The sequence below is a fragment of the Micromonospora sp. KC207 genome (genome assembly GCF_004348615.1).
Lineage (GTDB): Bacteria > Actinomycetota > Actinomycetes > Mycobacteriales > Micromonosporaceae > Micromonospora.
On sequence record NZ_SMKJ01000018.1, the window covers coordinates 24,563 to 41,332 of the forward strand.

Genomic DNA, 16,770 nt, shown 5'->3' on the forward strand with positions numbered 1-16,770 from the left:
GCGGCCGCACCGATGGCACTGAGGTTCAACGGTTTCCGCCTGCCAAGGCGGCATGCCGTCGGCCTCTCACGATCCCGGGGCAGCTGAGCGATCTGGTCCAGCGTCCAATCGGCGCGAGCCAGGTCGGTCAACCGCAGGTGCCGAAATGTATGCGGCGACAAGCGCCGAACGTCTGCCCGACGCGCCAGGCCAGATACGATTTTAAACCAGCTCAATGCGCCTAACCGTGCCGATCGACTACGCCGTGACGTGCTCAGATGTCACCTATCGGTGCAGCAGACCCGCCAGGCGTGTCACACCGGATTGTCAAGACACGCCGCAGCCAGGCGGCTATCGAGATCCCGTCGGGCGCGTACGTGTGGTGAGTCGGTTCAGGGCGTCGTCGATGGCTCGGCGTTGCTGGTCAGGGTGGTAGGTCGTGATATCGAGCGCGGCGAGGGTGTTGAGGCCTTCGACGAGCGCTACGAGAGCGGTGGCGGCGTCCGCTCGAGCGTCGTCTGCGAGGTGCGGATACGCATCCGACAGGAGCCGGTCGATGCGGGCGACAAATGCACGGTTGTGTTTGCGGTGGAGCTCGGCGAGGTCGGCATCGGCGACGGCGGCCGCCGCGTACGCGATCCAGACCCGGGCTTCCTGGCGCTTGTCGTCGGCGAGGGTGACCGCCTGCGACAGCACGGCTCGTAGCCGGCTCTGCGGGTCGGCAGCAGCCGCCTCTGCTTGATCGGCGCGCTCGGCGGTGCGCTGGTGCAGCAGGTCCCGTGCGTGCCGCAGCAGGGACCGTTTGTCGGGGAAGGTGTGCATCACCAGGCCCGTCGTGCAGCCGGCGCGGGCGGCGACGGCCCGGACCGTCAGTCCGGTCAGCCCGTCGTGGGCTAGCACCGCCCACGTCGCGGTCGACAGCCGTTGCTGCTGAGCCTGGAGATCGCGGGTGCGAGACATGCCGTCCTTCCGGCCGAGCTGGACCTTCACCTCCACGGTAGCACGTGTTACGGTAATGATTGCTACGGTAACGCACGTTACGATCAGGGAGATCAAATGAACGTGACAATCACCCCGGAGCCATGGGACGCGCCCGACGCCGCCAGGCTGCGTGCCGCGCAGCGCGCCGAACTCGATGCCCGGTACGGAAACGACGATCACGAACCGGGCACGGCGCCCAGTGCCGACGACATGGCGGTCTTCGTCGTCGCACGCGGGCACGAGGGGGCTGCCATCGGCTGTGGCGGGCTGCGCATGCTCACTTCTGGCGTGGCAGAGATCAAACGGATGTACGTGGCCCCGGCGCACCGCGGCACGGGCGTCGCGACGGCGATCCTGCGCGACCTCGAAGCGCGCGCCTACGATGCCGGCGTCCGACGGCTCGTGCTCGAGACCGGGACGTCGCAACCCGAGGCGATCAGGTTCTACCAGCGTGAAGGCTACGAGCAGATTGGCAACTTCGGCCCCTACGTGGGCGCGCCCCAGTCGGTGTGCTTCGCGCGCACGCCCCATCCCCCGACCGGCTCATGACAGCCCTGGAGCCCACACGTCGGGGAACAGCGACGGTCGGACCGCTCAGCGCGTTCGCCCGCAGCGCCGCGGCGGCACTACGGCCGGCTGAGCCGATCGCCGCAGCCTTGACGACCTCGGCCATGGCCTCGTCGTTCAGCAACGGAGTGTTCTACGCCGTCAGTGCCCTGTTCTTCACCAAAGTCGTCGGCCTGAGCGTCGGTCAGGTCGGCGTCGGACTGACCGTCGCCGGCGCAGTCGCCATCGCCGCCTCGTTCGCTGCCGGTCGCGTCGCCGACCGCGTGGGCGCACCCGCCGTGCTGGTGGCAACGACCACCACCCAAGGACTCGCCCTGCTCGCCTACCCCGCCGCGTCGACCGTCACCACGTTCACTCTGGCCGCCTGCCTCGCCGTCGCCAGCAAAGCCGCCCAGGGCACCGCCCGTGCCGCCGTCCTGGCGCAGGCGTTCACCGGCACCGACCGTGTCCTCGTCCGAGCCCGCCTCGGCGTCGTCATCAACGTCTTCATCGGTGCCGGCAGCGCCTGCGGCGGATTCGCCCTGCTCACCGACACCGGCGTCGGTTACACCCTGGCGATCCTGGGCGCCGGGATCTTCGTCCTGACCTCCGTCTGGCCCCTGCTGGCCATCCGTGCCGAGCTTGCCGCCCGCAGACCACCCGGCGACGACGTGATCGCTGATCTGCCCCCGACCTCCGCCGGACGGTCACCGCTGAAGGACCGTACCTACCTGACCGTCAGCGCCCTGAACGTGCTCCTGGCCATGCACGCCGGCCTCCTCACCGTCGGCGTTCCCCTCTGGATCACCGAACACACGTCGGCGCCGCCCATTACCGTCACATTGGTGCTGCTGCTCAACACCGCCGCCGTCGTCGTCATCCAGACGCCTGTCGCACGACGAGTCCACGGCATCCACACCAGCGCCCGGGCCATCCTCGCAGGCGGGTTCTCCCTTGCAGCAGCGTGCCTCATCTACTCGGCATCCGCCGGCGGATCCACCACCATCGCCGTCATCCTGCTGCTCAGCGCGGTCATCCTGCACACCTTCGGCGAAGTCGCCGCCGACGTCGGCAACTGGGGCCTCGCCTTCGACCTCGCATCGACCGGCGCGGCCGGCGCCTACCAAGGCGTCAACCAGGCCAGCGTCGCCGCTGGCGCCATGCTCGCACCCCTCGTCGTCACCGGCACAGCCCTGACGCTCGGCACCATTGGCTGGCTCGTGCTGGCTGCCGTGTTCGCCGCCGCAGGCGCAACCACGCTCCTGGTCGTTAGAACGCTCCCCACCGCTGCAGCACACTAGCGGCCCGTCCCATCGGGACAACCCGTTCCTTCTCTGACGTCGTAGTTGGAAGGTGCCTCCGTGACGCCCACATGCATTCTGCTCGACCTCGACGGCACACTGGTGGACTCCGCTGCGGGCATCGCCGCCAGTGTCGTCATGGCCCTTGAGGAAATCGGCGTTCCCATTCCCGACGGGGACACGCTGCTCAGTTTCATCGGCCCGCCGATGTACCAGTCGTTTCGCAACGTTCTCGGCCTTGACGAGTTGACCGCCAGCCGGGCCCTGCAGCTCTACCGAGCGGCCTACGTCGAGAGGGGTGCCCTGAACAGCAGACTGTACGACGAGGTTCCGGCGCTGCTGGAGACGCTGGCTGCGGCTGGCTTCCCCATGGCGGTGGCGACATCGAAGGTGGAGCACCAGGCCGAGCGGATCATCGAACATTACGGTCTGACCGCGCACCTGGTGACCGTGTGTGGCACCTCCGACGGGGCGGGCCGGAGCACCAAGCGGGACGTGATCCGGGAATGCCTGCTGCGGCTACGGGCGCAGGGGATCGACGCGTCCCGGCCCCTGATGGTGGGCGACCGGGGCTACGACGTGCAGAGCGCCGCCGCCGAAGGCATCCCGGCGATCCGCGTGCTGTGGGGGTACGGCGCTCCCGTCGAATCGACGGGAGCGTACGCGACCGCCGAGTCGCCGCGAGCCCTGGCGCGGATGTTGGTGTCCCCGCGAGAGCCGAAGGACCTCGTCTCGCACTCCCGTTCCTGACCGGCTTCGATCCATCACACCCGTCTCCAGCAGCGCACCATCGACTGCCGGGGGGCTTGTCGATCGCGAGGGAGGGCACCCATCTTGGACGCAATCGATGAAAAGATCATTGCCGAGCTCACCCGCAACGCCCGCATCTCGCATGCCGAGTTGGCCAGCCGGGTTCTGCTGTCCCGCAACGCGGTGCGCCAGCGCGTCGAGCGGCTGGAACGGCAGGGACACATCGCCGGCTACACCGTCGTCCGCCCTACCCGCGACGCCGGCGACGACCTCGTCTCCGCTCTGGTGCTCGTCTACCGCCAGGACCGCATGCGCGGGGGCGATGTCCTGGCTGCGCTCACACGTATCCCCGAGGTCACCATCTGCGAAGTCCTCAGCGGCGACTTCGACATCATGGTGCGGCTCGAAGCGACATCCCTGGGCCGCATACGGGACATCTGGGAAGAGATTGCCCAGATGCCCGGTGTACGTGACATGGTCACGGCGCTTGCCCTGTCCCGGGTGGCTAACCGACCGCGAGGAGGGCGCAGGTCCGCAGGGTAGGGTGAGCAGCCTGGTTGCCTGCTTCCTCCCGAGCGGCCCGGCTTGGACCAGGGACGGCGAGTTCACCCGGTGAATCGCACCCGGTATGGAGGGCTGTCACCGCACATCGTCCAGACGATTGAGGCAGACGACCTTCGGCTGAGTCATCTCCTCGAAGGCGAAGCGCACCCCCTCGCGGCCCATGCTGCCGTACTTGAACCCGCCGAACGGCATTGCGTCGAGCCGGTAGTCGGACGAGTCGTTGATCATCACTCCGCCGGCATCGAGCAGTCGGGCTGCCGACAGCGCGCGGTCCAGACGTGAGGTGAAGATCCCCGCGTGCAGGCTGAAGTCGATCGCGTTGGCCTGCTCGATGGCGTCATCGAAGGAATCGAACGGCTGCAGAACGACGACTGGAGCGAACGCCTCCTCCTGCCAGATCCCGCAGCTGGCCGGGACGTTCTCGATCACCGTCGGCGTATACAGGGAGCCGTTCAGCTCGTTGCCGCACAGCAGCACCGCCCCGTCGGCAACCGCAGCGTCGACCTTGGCTCGGGTGGCCCGCGCAGCCTCCTCGGTAATCATGGGGCCGACGTCCGTGCACTCGTTGAACGGGTCACCGACGCGAAGCAGCTTCGTGCGGGCGACGAACGCGTCGCGGAAGCGCCCGTACACCCCTCGCGCGATGAGGATCCGCTGCGTGCCGATGCAGTTCTGGCCAGCCGCCCAGAATGCGCCAGAGACGCAGGACTTCACCGCCGCGTCCAGGTCCGCGTCGTCCATCACGATGACCGGAGCGTTGCCGCCGAGATCCATGGCCAGTTTCTTCAGCCCCGCTGTGCGGGTGATGGCCTCGCCGGTGGCGAATCCGCCGGTGAACGACACCATGCGCACGTCGGGCGCGGTGACGATCGCAGCGCCGATGTCGGCGCCGCCGTTGACGACCGTGACGATCTCCTCGGGCAGGCCGGCCTCGATGAGCGTGTCGGCCAGGCGGAGCGCGGACAGTGGGGTGAGGGCGGACGGTTTCAGGATCACCGCGTTCCCGCCGGCGATGGCCGGACCGAGCTTGTGAGCGACCAGGTTGAGGGGGTCGTTGAACGGGGTGATGGCGGCGATGATCCCGAGGGGTTCACGAGTGAACCACCCCTGCCGCCTCTCGGAACCCTCGTGGGCATCGAAGGGTATGATCTCGCCGGCGTTGCGCCGGGCCTCGGCCGCGGACAGGGCCAGCGTGTTGACCGCGCGGGCGACCTCTTTGCGGGCCTGGGCGATGGTCTTGCCGGCCTCGCTGACGATCAGACGGGCGAAGGACTCAGCGCGCCGCTCCACCAGCCGGGCGGCCCGGTCCAGGGCACCGGCCCGGGTGGCGCGCGACAGCGTGCCCGCGGTGCGGCACCCGCACCTGGCCCGCTCCAGGATGCCGGCGATGGCGGTGGCGTCCACGATACAGACCGAGCCGATGACCTCACCGGTGTACGGGTTGCGCACGGCCTGCATGCCGGCACCGAACTGGATGCGGGGGCTCACCACTGTGTCAGCCATGGTGGGTCTCCTGAGGAACGCGGCGCAGGGCGGTGTTGCCGTCCGCGGGGCGACGCCGGTGGATTGCGATGATGTCCGACAGTAGGGCGTAGGCGGTCTCGGTACGGCCGGCGCCCGGTCCGGACACCGTGACGACGCCGAGCAGGTCCGTGTGGAAGGCGACCGCGTTGACCGGTCCGGATATCCCGGCGAGCGGGTGGTGGGCGGGCAACGCGAGCGGGGCCACCCGGGCGTCGACGCTGCCATCCGCCTGGCGCATCGCCGAGCCGACCAGCTTCCAGCGCAGCCCCTTCGACATGGCGTTCTGCACATCCTGCTGCGTAATGTTGGAGAGGCCTTCGCGGAAGACGTCCTCGCGACGCAAATCGGCACCGAGGACCTCGTTGGCTAGGATCATCAACTTGAGCTGGACGTCGTGGCCCTCAAGATCGGCTGTGGGGTCGGCCTCGGCGTATCCCAGCTCCTGGGCTTCCGCGATGGCCGTCGCGAGATCGATACCGGCCTCGAGCCGGCCGAGGATGTAGTTCGACGTGCCGTTCATGATGCCCTGGACGCCGGCGATCTCAAGCCCGCCGAGCATGCGCTGGGCGGTTCGCAGGACCGGTGTGCCGCTGAGCACCGCGCCCTCGAATTCGAAGCTGACGTCGCGCTCGGCGGCCAGCTGCCGCAGCGCACGGCCGCCGAAGGCGACCGGCCCCTTGTTGGTGGTGCACACGTGCTTGCCGGACTCCAGGGCCCAGCGCACATGGGAGAGTGCGGGCTCGCCTTCGGTGGGGTCAGTGAACGTCGCCTCCACCACGATGTCTGCCGGCACCTCGCGGATCACCCACTCGTTGCGGGGGTCGGCGCTTCCGCCGGTCATGCCGGCGAACGTGAGCTCGCCGGGTTCGACCGCCAGCAGCGGGGTGAGGTCGATGCCCTCGGTGTCGACCAGGGAGCCGGCCCGCAGATCGGTGATCGCAACAACGCGCAAGGCGAGGCCCAGCTCCGCGGAAAGCCGCTTCCCGCGCTCGCAGATGAGCGCCGCGAGCGCACGATTGACACCGCCGAAGCCGATGAGGGCGAGGTCGTATCGACCCATGTGATGCTCCTTCCCGGTCAGCCGTACCCTTCACGGCGCGGCTGATCAAAGCCTCGCTCCCCCACCTGCCACCTGCGTCATGCCGAAACGACCACGCTGCATGCCGATGTGCGCGTCCCTGGTGACAGATCGTCTGCCGCCGGGCAGTGCGGGCATATCCCCACTGCCTGCTCAGCATCCGACTGGCGACCCGTCCGAGTGCCTCCCTCGGCCATGGGCTTGGCGACTACTCGTCGTCGTGGCACGATCAATACCGTGGTCGGCTCCGGGACACCGGTCACCGCCCGGGTCAGGCGGCGGCGTCGATAGCCTGGACCCGCGTTCCGGTACTGCTCACCACCGGCCCGCCACCGGTCACCGCCACGGTCTCCAACACGCTCGGCCTGATCCTGGCTCAATCGGCGGAGCCATCGGCCACCGCAACCAACTACGCGACCAGAGCCGACGCATCCTGGGGAGCCGTGTTTCCCTCCTCAGCACCTCGGTTCGTGAATGTCGCGCACCGAGCGCACGATCAGGTCGGGCTGGGCGTAGTGCACGTAGTGGTCGGTGGTGTCGGCGATGATCAGGCAGCCTCGGCTGGACAGTTCGGCGAGCCGGCGTTGTGCCTCGACTGCCGCCGCGGGTTGCCCGGCGGCGGCGATGACGATGGTCGGCCGATCGCCCCAGGCGGCGGGGTGGACGACGCTCGCCTTGACCTGCTCGGCACTGTCGAGGCTCGACGCGACTTCGGCACCGGTGGCGGCCAGCGACTTCGGGCCGTAGACCACTGGCGCGGCCTGCCGGGCCAGCGGTGGCGCACCGTCGGGAACCAGCGCATCGCCGAACAGCCGCACGGCGCCGAGCCGAGCGGCGGTGGTCTGGACCGCGAACTGTACGGCCAGCGGCACTCTCGCGGCGGTGAGGGCCGTGGTGGCATTCTCGTCGCTCACGTCGATGAGGACCATCCCTGCGGTGAGTTCGGGCCATCGGTCGGCGTACAGGCGCACAACGTGACCACCGTAGGAGTGTGCGACGAAGACGTACTGTCCTGCTCGTCGGCCGCCAGCAGCATGGCGTGCAGTTCATCAGCCGCCTGGCCGGCGGTGCGAGAGCTCGGCCCAGGCTCGCTCCACGCGTAGCCGGCCCGGTCGTAACTACAGACCCGACCGCCGCCGCTCAACTGCTGCTGGATCGTAGCCCACGTGGCCGACGATTCACCCAGCCCCGCTTCGAGCACGACCGTGCGCCCACCGGCCCCGGTGCAGTGCAGGTGCAGCCGGTGCCCGCCGACGTCAACCATCCGCCCGGGCACCGGGTACCGCTTCGCGTCACCGCGTTCGGCGAGGCCCTCGTACACCGCGCCCGCCACCGCGAGCAGCAGGAACAGCGCCAGCACGGCAACGGCTATCCGCACGATTCGCCGCCTTCGGACAGCGGGCCGCAGCGACTCGTCTCTTGGTGTCATCCGTCATCCAACCATCGCACCTGGCGGGTCACTCTGGCGCAGGCTGGACTTCTGAACGCAGATTCAGGTGTACCTGTGAACCCCACCTCGCCCCCTTGGTTCGGAGGTGGACGGAGCTCGACCGGCCTACGCCACGCTCGTGACCTTCGTCGACGCCCATCGGGACCGCTTCGGCGGAGTCGAGCCGATCTGCCGCGTGCTGCGCCGGCACGGGCTCCAATCACCCCGAGCGGCTACTGGGCGGCCAAGAAGCGTCCGCCGTCGAAGCGACAAATGCGCGATGCGGAACTGACCGACCGCATTCGCGAGATCCACGCCAACGCTGGCGCATCCCTTGGGATCCCGCCATCCGGGAGATCTACCAGCGGAAAGTCGCCGGCTCGTTCCGCCTCACGCCGCTACCACCTGCGCAGCGGGCTCCAGCCTGACCTCGGTAAGTCCGGACAGCTGCCCTGGATCCCCCTACACGGCCGGGAGTCCGCCGTTCCGTCGATGCCGGCGGGGACGCTCGCGCCGATCCGCCTCGTTGTGGTGGTCGCGTAGGGTCACGCCATCCCGCCAGGACCAACTGGCGGTAGCACAAACGATCGGAGGTGGATGCTGTGTGAGTCGACCAGTGAGTCGCTGGTGCTAACCGGTTTCCACTGATCGCCTCGGCTGGTCGTTACAGTTGTTCCGGTGCAGGTAGCGGTGGTTACGCCGGAGCCGGGAGGGTTTCCCCGGCACAGCCATGATGACGAGTACGTGATCAGCGTCAACGTCCACGGCTGGGAGAAGGTCCGCCTCGATCGCGCCTCGTTCGAGGCTGGCGTCGAGGAGGTCACCTTCTACAACCCCGCCCAGGTGCAGTCCAGCACCACCCGGACCACCGACACCCGCCCATGGTCCTGCGTCAGCCTGTACATTCCAGTCGCCGACATGCTGGACCTCACCGGCAGCGAGCTGGTCGAGTTCACTCGCCCGGTGTTGTCCGCACCCGATCTGCGCCACCGGATGTTGGCCATCGCGGCCGGGGCACCGGCGGACCTCGACGCGATCTTGGTTGACCTGCTGCGTCGAGGCACCGGCGGGTCCCGACCCGACGGACCCGCCCCCGGCGACGCGCGGATCGCCCACGTGCTGCGACGGCTGCGGGAGGACCTGTCAGCCGCAGTCAGCGTGACGGATATAGCCGCCGAGGTCGGCCTGTCGCGGGAGCAACTGATCCGGTCATTCTCCCGCGCGGTGGGATGTTCGCCGTATGCCTGGCATCTGCAGGCCCGGCTGGCGCACGGGCGCCGGCTACTGCGCGAGGGCGTACCGATCGCGCACGCCGCGGCGTCGGCCGGCTTCGCTGATCAGGCTCACTTCCACAAGCACTTCCGTGCCGCCTACGCGATGACGCCGGGACGGTTCCGACGCGCGTCAACATCTGACAAGACCCGCTAGCTCGCCGGTAGGCACGCTGGAGCCCATGCTGCAGATCATCATGACGGCTATGGGTATCGGGCTGGTGTTCAACGCCGCGCCCGGAGCGGTTTTCACCGAGTCGCTGCGCCGCGGAGTCCGGGGCGGCTTCCGCCCGGCCTTTGCCGTGCAGGTCGGTTCGCTGACCGGCGACGCCGTCTGGGCGATTCTCGGGCTCAGCGGCGTGGCCGCCTTGTTCCTCCTACCTTCGGTGCAGATCCCCCTGACCGTGGTCGGATGCCTGATCCTGGCCGGGCTGGGTGCGCTGGGGATACGCGATGCTCTTGCCGGTGATCGCAGCGCGGTGCCCGCCGAGGCCCGCGGCGGACGGTCGTCGGCGGTTCTGACCGGCGCCGGTATGTCGTTGGGCAACCCCTGGAACATCGTCTACTGGGCCGGCGCGGCTGGCGCCGTGGCCGGAATGCTCGGTAAGCAGCCCGAGCCGCGTCACCTCGTCGCGTTCTTCGCCGGATTCATGGTCTCTTCGCTGCTGTGGTGCTTCGTCTGCGCGGGGATGATCGCGGGACTGCGCCGCGCTCTCAAGCCCACCGCGATCAGAGCCATCGAAGCGATGTCCGGCGTCGCTCTGCTTGCCTTCGCCGCGTTGCTCCTCATCCGCCTCTTCTCGTCGTAAGGCGACACCAACGCCACCCGTTCGCAAGTGTGCGGACGGACACCTCGCCGTGGTCCACCTCCTTGGCGCTGATCAGCTCGGCTGGCTCATGCACCACCGCCGACTCGTCCGCGACTACGAAACCTGACCCGACAACTCCGCCAGCATGATCACCATCGCCATGATCGACAACTTCGACGGTGTAGCCAGTTGTCCCCGTGTCAGGATCGAGCCTGCCATTGCTGGCAGTAGTTGTTCAGCCACGCCCACAACCGGACGGCGGTGCCGTCCGTGGTGCCGCAGTCCGCCACGTCCGCGACCTTGCCGCTGTTGACGTTCTCCAGCCTCATCCAGCCGTCCTCCGTGTCTATGAGGGACCATCGCTGGCAGGCGTTGTCCAGCCACGACCACTGCTGGATCTTCGTGCCGTCCGCGGTGCCGCAGCCGTCGACATCCAGTGCCTTGGAACTGGCGAGATTGATGAGGCGGTAGTTGCCGTCGGCGGCCTCGTCGATGCGCCAGCGTTGGTTCGCGCCACCGTTGCAGGTCCACAGCCCGGCATCAGCCCCGTCCACCAGCGAAGAGGCGTACATGTCCAGGCACTTCCCGGTGGCCCGGTTGACGAGCGTGACCTCGCTGGTCGTCGCCACCGGCAGTCGGAGGCGGGCCTGCACCGGCAGGTGGTCGCTGGGGAACTGTCCCGATCCCGAGTGGTACGTGTTGATGGCCGCAGCTGATACCGTCACGCCCCGCGTCGCGAGTATCCAGTCGATGCGAGCGCCCCCGGCCACCAGCGGCTGGTAGTTGTGGTACGTGCCGTACGCCGGTCCGGTGACCGCGGCCGCCGTCCAGGTGTCGACCAGCCCCGCTTGCCGGACGAGGACGTCGTAGACCGGGCTGCTAGCCCAGGGTCCACTGTTGAAATCTCCGGTCAGCACGATCGGCAGCCCCGGAGCCAGGGCCGCCAGCCGAGCCCTGATGAGCTGCGCGGCCCGCTCACGGGCAAGGTCGCTGGCGTTGTCCAGGTGGGTGTTGACCGCGTACAACTGCCCACCCGTGACAAGGTCGCGGAACCGGACCCAGGTGACCATGCGGACCGATCCGCCGCCCCACGTGTTGGATCCCACCACCTCCGGCGTGTCCGACAGCCAGAAGTGGTGCTGTTCCAGCGGCTGCAGGCGGGTGTTGTCGTAGAAGATGGCCATGTACTCGCCCCTGGTGCCGCCCTCCCGACCAACACCGATGAAGTCGTAGCCGCTGCCCAGATCCTGCTTGATGTTCGCGAGTTGGCCGGCCAACCCCTCCTGAGTACCGATCAGGTCCGGCTGCTCGGCAGTGAGTAGCTCACGCATGGCCGGCCGGCGCTGCACCCACGAGTTTGGCCTGCTGCTGCTTGCGTACCGCAGGTTGAACGTCATAACGTCCAGATCCGCAGCGGCCGGCGACCCTGCGAGCTCATCGAGCGTCGCGGCGGCGGCCGGCGCGGCGGCCAGCAGGCCACCGCCGGTGAAGAACACCGCTGCGGCCAGCGCGACGGCGACCGAGCGGAAGCACGCTAGTCGGCTCACCGCTTGTCCGGTGCGGGTCATGACCACGGGCCACCTTCCACATCACAAATGGTGGGGTCCACACCGTATCGAATATCGCCGTCACGCACGAGATCATCTGATGTGCTCATCAGGCTGAGCTGTTCATCGACCCGGCAGGGCTATCACTGTGGAGCTGCGCGTGGGCTCCACTGGTGCCGACGGCCACGGAGCGCGGACAGCAACTCCTGCACCCTGCCCAACCGTCCGAGCAGACCGGTGCGCCGCCACTCGGCCGGTACGGACCACAGCGGTGTTAGCGTCTCCTGCGCGGCGTCGAGCCGTCCGCCGGGAAGGTGGCAGGTGGCCAGGTCGACTCGGGCTTCGGTCGACCACGGGGTCGCGTCTTGCGTCGCGGCCAACTTCAGCGCAACGGTTGCCGCCTTCGTGGCCTCGTTCAGGCTGTCGACCTGCAGCCATGCGGTGCTCGCGCATCGCGCCTGCTGGGATGCGGTGAAGCCGAACTCCCCGCCGACAGCGTCGTGCAGCAAGTCACCATCGACGGCGCGGGCGTCGTCGGCTGCGGCGAGCGCCTCGCGGAATTGGTCAATCGCGCCGATGCGCCCAGGCCCGGGCCAACACGCACTGGGTCACGCACTTGAGCGATGCCGGACGGGGTGGTGTCCACCGCTGCCATCGCGTACCGCACGGCTTCCTCGTGGCGACCGGTCCAGTACGCGATGGTGGCCTGCATTCCGCGCGCGTAGGCACGCACACCGGGACGTACGCTCCGTTTGCGGCCCCCACAAACGCCGCGTCTGCCGCCACGGCATCGACCCGGGGCAGGAACGGCGTGCCATGATGCTGCGCGGCCTCGGCGATCACCTGGCCCAAGCGATCTGAGCTGAGCTCCAATGCGGCTCGCCACGGCCGCCAGACCGCAAACGCAACAGCGCCGGTACAGCAACCACACGGCCATGCCAGAGATCATCAGCGCGAACCGAAAACTCCCAGCCTACAGCCTGTCCGACGAGTCATGGCAGGGTACGAGGCCACGCGGACGGCCTCGTACCGGCACGTCAGCCTCGTGGAACGATCTGCGAATATTGCCAAGCGTGCAACCGTGGTTTCAAGAGTTAAAGACATGTTAATATCTCGATTTTTCCATCCATCGATGCTTTTCTCTAGTGTGTCGGCATGACGCAGCAGGTGCTAGAGGTCGCGGACCCGCAGGTGACAACCGATCCGGTAGAGCTGCAGGCACGCGGCTGGTGGAGGGTGTGGCGTTCACCGGCCGGGCAACCGCGTTGGGCGCGGCCGGTGCTGCTACTGATCGCGGCAGCCGCTGGCGTGGTCTATGCGTGGGGTGTCGGCCGGATGCAGCTGCACCTGTACTACGGCCCGGGTGTGCAGAGCATGGCCGGCAGCTGGGCGGCGTGGGCGTCGGCGGCCTACGACCCTAAGCTGACCATCACGTTCGACAAGCTGCCCGGGACGTTCTGGCTGCAGGCCCTGTCGGCCCGCCTGTTCGGATACGAGCCGTGGGCCGTGCTACTGCCCTCGCTCCTAGCCAGCGTGGGGGCGATCCTGGCGCTGTACCGGATCGTCTCGCGGTGGGCAGGCCCGTCTGCGGCGCTCATCGCGGCGGCCTGCTACGCGACGACGCCGATCGTGGCGGCGCTGGCCCGCACCCAGATTCCCGACGCGGTCCTGGTCCTGGTGCTGCTGCTGGCCGCCGGGGCGTGGCAGACGGCGGTGCTCACCGGGCGGCTTGGCCCGCTGCTGGCGTGCGGGCTGTGGATCGGCGCGGCGTTCCACGTCAAGATGGCGCAGGCGTGGCTACTCTGGCTGCCCCTCGGGCTGACATACCTGATGTTCGCCGTGCTGCCGTGGGGAAGCCGCGTGGGGCGTCTGCTGCTGGCCGGGGCCACGACGCTCGCGGTGTCAGCGGCATGGATCGCCGCGATGACCTTCACGCCAGCGTCGTCGCGGCCATGGATCGACGGGTCGGTCGACAACTCGGTGCTGTCGATGGTGTTCGGCTACAACGGCTTCAACCGCTACGGCGTCGACAACGCCGGCGCCGAGATCCTCGGCGTCGGCGGACCCCTCGGCCGCGCCGAAGGATCAGGATGGCTCTACCTGTTCCGTGACGGGGTGGCGCCGCAGGTCGGTTGGCTGTATCCCCTCGCCCTCGCCGGTTTGATCGCCGGCCGGTGGGCCGTGCGCGCCTGCGGACGGACCACTGACCGGGCGCTGCCATCTGTCCGGTCGACATATGTGATGTGGGCGTTGTGGCTGGCAGCGCACACGATCGTGTTCGCGCTCAGCCTGAAGGCCCACAGCTTCTACAACATCGTCCTCGGCCCGCCGCTGGCGGCTTTCGCCGGCGTCGGCGCGACTTTTCTGTGGACCCGCTACCGTGCCGGCGGCAGACAGCGGTGGCTGCTCCCGGTGACCGTCGCCGCGACGGCCGGCTGGGCGGTGTACCTCGGCGGCCGGTTCCCCACCTTCGCGCCCAGCCTGAACACGACCATCACGATCACGGGCGTCGTCGCCGTGGCCGGCCTACTCGCCGTCGCTACGCTGCGCCCGGCGTCGAACGTCAGCTACCGGGCAGCGGCCGTCGTGGCCGCGGCGGCGGTGATGCTCGCCCCACTGACGTGGACGCTGTCGGTCACCGACAACCGCACGGTCTCCGACGCGCACCGCCCCGCCGCCGGCCCCGCGTCCCGCGAGACGGCCAGCATCCTCAGCGGCCGGCTGCAGCGCATGATTCCCGCCGCCGACATCGACCAGCTAGCCTCCTATCTCACCGCCAACAATGCCGGCCAGCGATACCAGGTAGCCGTTCAGTGGTCGCCGCAGGCGGGACAGTTCCAGCTGCGCGGCATCACGCCACTGCCCATCGGCGGGTTCACCGCCCAGGTGCCCAACGTCAGCCCGCAGCAGCTCGATGAGCTCACCCGCGACGGGCAGCTGCGCTACGCCCTCCTCGACGGACCGGCCACCAAAGGCAAACCGACCCCCGACTATCCCGGCTACGCCACCTGGGTCCGCCAACACTGCGCCGTCATCGACGCGTTCGACAAGCCGGCGTACATCCTCTACGACTGCCGATAGCCGTCCTCTGAACACCTCAACGCATGTCTACCGCCCGGCTGATCCCAGAGCCGCGCCGCCGGGCGGTAGACGCACACCCCGCACCCGACTACTGTAACCATGGTTACATCGTGGAGGTGCGGGATGGTTGACAAAGTGGTGCTGTTCGTCTGCGAGCACGGCGCCGGCCGGAGCCGGCTCGCCGCAGCGTGGTTCGACGGGCTGAGCATCGACGGCTGGACCGCGACGTCCGCCGGCATGGAACCCCAAGCGCAGGTGAGCGCGCACGCTGCCCGGCTGCTCGTCGGCACGCCCGTGGAGGGGCTGCTGGACGCCGCCCCGCCGCGCTCGCTCAGCGCGGTGCCAGCGCCCGACGTTATCGTCGCGATCGACTGCCCGGGCAGTGTCCCGGGCGCCGTCAGATGGACGCTGGAGCATCAGGAGTTCAGCGAAGCGATGAGCGAGGAGATCCGCGAACGGGCAGCCACGCTCGTCCGCTCTCTGAACGCAGGCGACCGGCCGTGAGCGGGAATGGCAAGGCGGCACGCTGGGTCCTGCTGGCATACCGGATCCCCAGGGAGCCGTCGACACCCCGGATCGCCGTCTGGCGCAAGCTGGAACGCCTCGGAGTCGCACGACTGGGTGATGGCCTCGTCGCGCTGCCCGCCGACGCCCGGACCCGCGAGCAGCTCGACTGGATCGCGCAGGAGATCATCGAAGGCGACGGCACGGCGACGCTGTGGCTGGCCAACCCGGCCAGCGCCGCACAGGAACGCGAAACCGCCCTGGGCATGCAGACAGCGCGGGCGGCCGAATACCAGGCGGTCACCACGCAGGCGCATGCCGCTGCCCAGGCCGAGGCAGACGAACGAGGACGTACGGTCCGCAAGCTGCGCGCCGAACTGCACCGGATCAACCGGCGCGACTACTTCCCCCCGCCCGAACGCGACCAGGCCCACACCGCCGTCCAAGACCTCGCCACCCTCCACGACGCCACAGACCAGGTGACGTCATGAAATGGGTGACCCGCGCCGGCGTGCACATCGACCGGGCCGCCTGCGCATGGCTGATCCGAAGAGCCATCGACCCGCAGGCCGAGTTCCTGTTCGTCGAAGACCCGTCCACCGTCCCACCCGACGCCACAGCGTTCGACATGCGCGGCGCCGACCTCGGACACCACGGCGACGACTGCAGCTTCGAAACGATCCTGCGCCGCTACGACCTCCACGATCCGGCCCTGTGGCGGCTCGCCGAGATCATCCATGAGGCCGACATCGACGACGAACGCTTCCACGCGCCCGAAGCCCCCGGCCTCGACGCCATCCTGCGCGGCATGTCCATGACCCTCGACGACCCTCAGGTCCTGGCCGCGAGCAGCCCGGTCTTCGACGCTCTCTACGAGTACCTGCACCGCGGCCTGCTACTGGGCCGCGAACCCGCATAACGGCCACCGCCCGGGAAGACACATGACCCAGAGCAGCGCACCACACACCGACGAGCCCACCAACGCAGGTCAAGCGTCCACCCCGCCCGGGGACGTCATCCCGTTCCGGCAGGCGCTGGGCGCGTGGACACTCATCTCCCTGCAGACGTTCGGCGGACCCGCAGGACAGATCGCCGTCATGCAACGCACCCTCGTCGACGAGAAACGCTGGATCGGCCAACAACGCTTTCTGCACGCCCTCAACTACTGCATGCTGCTCCCCGGCCCCGAAGCCCAACAACTATCGATCTACGTCGGATGGCTACTCAACGGCGTACGCGGCGGACTCGCCGCCGGAACCCTTTTCGTCCTTCCCGGCGCCCTCGCCATGCTCGCGCTGTCGGCGGTGTACGTCAGGTTCGGCGACACCACGATCGTCACCGCGCTGTTCAACGGCATCGCGCCAGCCATCCTCGCGATCGTCGCGCACGCCGTCTGGCGTGTAGGC

Annotated in this window: 18 protein-coding genes; 11 read left to right on the forward strand and 7 right to left on the reverse strand. The window is 68.7% G+C overall.

From position 1 onward, the window contains the following. Positions 1-330: 330 nt before the first annotated feature. Positions 331-939, reverse strand: coding sequence for a TetR/AcrR family transcriptional regulator (locus E1258_RS04120; protein WP_132396989.1), 609 nt, complete (start codon positions 937-939; stop codon positions 331-333). A gap of 96 nt (positions 940-1,035) precedes the next feature. On the opposite strand from E1258_RS04120, the gene E1258_RS04125 reads away from it, so the two are divergent. The 4 genes from E1258_RS04125 to E1258_RS04140 all read left to right on the forward strand — a co-directional run bounded on the left by E1258_RS04125 (position 1,036) and on the right by E1258_RS04140 (position 4,100). After that, on the forward strand, positions 1,036-1,509 hold the full coding sequence (locus tag E1258_RS04125; RefSeq protein ID WP_132396950.1) for a GNAT family N-acetyltransferase: 474 nt from the start codon (positions 1,036-1,038) through the stop codon (positions 1,507-1,509). After that, entirely contained in the window at positions 1,506-2,807 is a 1,302-nt protein-coding gene (locus tag E1258_RS04130; protein WP_371688564.1) for an MFS transporter, read from the forward strand. Before E1258_RS04125 ends, E1258_RS04130 begins: the two co-directional genes overlap by 4 nt. A 60-nt stretch (positions 2,808-2,867) precedes the next feature. Then, on the forward strand, positions 2,868-3,557 hold the full coding sequence (locus tag E1258_RS04135; RefSeq protein WP_243715165.1) for an HAD hydrolase-like protein: 690 nt from the start codon (positions 2,868-2,870) through the stop codon (positions 3,555-3,557). Positions 3,558-3,641: 84 nt separating this feature from the next. After that, the gene (locus tag E1258_RS04140; RefSeq protein WP_132396955.1) at positions 3,642-4,100 is read left to right on the forward strand and encodes an Lrp/AsnC family transcriptional regulator; all 459 of its coding nucleotides are present in this window, start codon (positions 3,642-3,644) and stop codon (positions 4,098-4,100) included. Between the two features lie 96 nt (positions 4,101-4,196). On the opposite strand, the gene E1258_RS04145 is transcribed toward E1258_RS04140, so the two are convergent. The 4 genes from E1258_RS04145 to E1258_RS04160 form a co-directional block, all read right to left on the reverse strand. Further along, positions 4,197-5,624, reverse strand: coding sequence for an aldehyde dehydrogenase family protein (locus tag E1258_RS04145; RefSeq protein WP_132396957.1), 1,428 nt, complete (start codon positions 5,622-5,624; stop codon positions 4,197-4,199). Next, positions 5,617-6,705, reverse strand: a complete 1,089-nt coding sequence (locus E1258_RS04150; RefSeq protein ID WP_132396959.1) for a homoserine dehydrogenase — start codon at positions 6,703-6,705, stop codon at positions 5,617-5,619. The genes E1258_RS04145 and E1258_RS04150 overlap by 8 nt, the downstream gene beginning before the upstream one ends. A gap of 473 nt (positions 6,706-7,178) precedes the next feature. Further along, on the reverse strand, positions 7,179-7,694 hold the full coding sequence (locus E1258_RS04155) for a hypothetical protein (RefSeq protein WP_305847263.1): 516 nt from the start codon (positions 7,692-7,694) through the stop codon (positions 7,179-7,181). Further along, positions 7,634-8,083, reverse strand: a complete 450-nt coding sequence (locus E1258_RS04160) for an alpha/beta fold hydrolase (RefSeq protein WP_132396963.1) — start codon at positions 8,081-8,083, stop codon at positions 7,634-7,636. Before E1258_RS04160 ends, E1258_RS04155 begins: the two co-directional genes overlap by 61 nt. Positions 8,084-8,830: 747 nt before the next feature. Here E1258_RS04160 and E1258_RS04165 point away from each other — a divergent pair. Continuing rightward, the gene (locus tag E1258_RS04165; protein ID WP_132396965.1) at positions 8,831-9,580 is read left to right on the forward strand and encodes a helix-turn-helix domain-containing protein; all 750 of its coding nucleotides are present in this window, start codon (positions 8,831-8,833) and stop codon (positions 9,578-9,580) included. A gap of 25 nt (positions 9,581-9,605) precedes the next feature. Next, entirely contained in the window at positions 9,606-10,232 is a 627-nt protein-coding gene (locus E1258_RS04170) for a LysE family transporter (RefSeq protein WP_132396967.1), read from the forward strand. Positions 10,233-10,432: 200 nt separating this feature from the next. Here E1258_RS04170 and E1258_RS04175 read toward each other — a convergent pair whose 3' ends face one another. After that, positions 10,433-11,779: an RICIN domain-containing protein gene (locus E1258_RS04175; protein ID WP_243715166.1), complete on the reverse strand. Its 1,347-nt coding sequence runs from the start codon at positions 11,777-11,779 to the stop codon at positions 10,433-10,435. 143 nt (positions 11,780-11,922) lie between these two features. Continuing rightward, the gene (locus E1258_RS34345; protein ID WP_243715167.1) at positions 11,923-12,288 is read right to left on the reverse strand and encodes a hypothetical protein; all 366 of its coding nucleotides are present in this window, start codon (positions 12,286-12,288) and stop codon (positions 11,923-11,925) included. A gap of 646 nt (positions 12,289-12,934) precedes the next feature. Between E1258_RS34345 and E1258_RS04185 the strand changes: the two genes are divergently transcribed. From E1258_RS04185 to E1258_RS04205, 5 genes are all read left to right on the forward strand, one after another. Further along, positions 12,935-14,860, forward strand: coding sequence for a glycosyltransferase family 39 protein (locus tag E1258_RS04185; protein ID WP_132396971.1), 1,926 nt, complete (start codon positions 12,935-12,937; stop codon positions 14,858-14,860). Positions 14,861-14,983: 123 nt separating this feature from the next. After that, complete coding sequence (locus E1258_RS04190) at positions 14,984-15,364, forward strand: hypothetical protein (RefSeq protein WP_165949632.1); 381 nt, start codon at positions 14,984-14,986, stop codon at positions 15,362-15,364. Then, complete coding sequence (locus E1258_RS04195) at positions 15,361-15,855, forward strand: Chromate resistance protein ChrB (RefSeq protein WP_132396975.1); 495 nt, start codon at positions 15,361-15,363, stop codon at positions 15,853-15,855. The genes E1258_RS04190 and E1258_RS04195 overlap by 4 nt, the downstream gene beginning before the upstream one ends. Next, positions 15,852-16,283 carry a chromate resistance protein ChrB domain-containing protein gene (locus E1258_RS04200; RefSeq protein ID WP_132396977.1) on the forward strand — a complete coding sequence of 144 codons (432 nt, stop codon included), beginning with the start codon at positions 15,852-15,854 and terminating at the stop codon, positions 16,281-16,283. The genes E1258_RS04195 and E1258_RS04200 overlap by 4 nt, the downstream gene beginning before the upstream one ends. Before the next feature lie 22 nt (positions 16,284-16,305). Then, on the forward strand, positions 16,306-16,770 hold a 465-nt coding region (locus E1258_RS04205), incomplete at its 3' end, for a chromate transporter (RefSeq protein WP_132396979.1).

What these genes read in the sequence shown, in the direction of transcription:
- E1258_RS04130 (WP_371688564.1), top strand. Translation starts at nt 1,506, where the DNA reads ATGACAGCCCTGGAGCCCACACGTCGGGGAACAGCGACGGTCGGACCG.
- E1258_RS04200 (WP_132396977.1), top strand. Translation starts at nt 15,852, where the DNA reads ATGAAATGGGTGACCCGCGCCGGCGTGCACATCGACCGGGCCGCCTGC.
- E1258_RS04185 (WP_132396971.1), top strand. Translation starts at nt 12,935, where the DNA reads ATGACGCAGCAGGTGCTAGAGGTCGCGGACCCGCAGGTGACAACCGAT.
- E1258_RS04145 (WP_132396957.1), bottom strand. Translation starts at nt 5,624, where the DNA reads ATGGCTGACACAGTGGTGAGCCCCCGCATCCAGTTCGGTGCCGGCATG.
- E1258_RS04125 (WP_132396950.1), top strand. Translation starts at nt 1,036, where the DNA reads ATGAACGTGACAATCACCCCGGAGCCATGGGACGCGCCCGACGCCGCC.
- E1258_RS04170 (WP_132396967.1), top strand. Translation starts at nt 9,606, where the DNA reads ATGCTGCAGATCATCATGACGGCTATGGGTATCGGGCTGGTGTTCAAC.
- E1258_RS04120 (WP_132396989.1), bottom strand. Translation starts at nt 939, where the DNA reads ATGTCTCGCACCCGCGATCTCCAGGCTCAGCAGCAACGGCTGTCGACC.
- E1258_RS04190 (WP_165949632.1), top strand. Translation starts at nt 14,984, where the DNA reads ATGGTTGACAAAGTGGTGCTGTTCGTCTGCGAGCACGGCGCCGGCCGG.
- E1258_RS04150 (WP_132396959.1), bottom strand. Translation starts at nt 6,705, where the DNA reads ATGGGTCGATACGACCTCGCCCTCATCGGCTTCGGCGGTGTCAATCGT.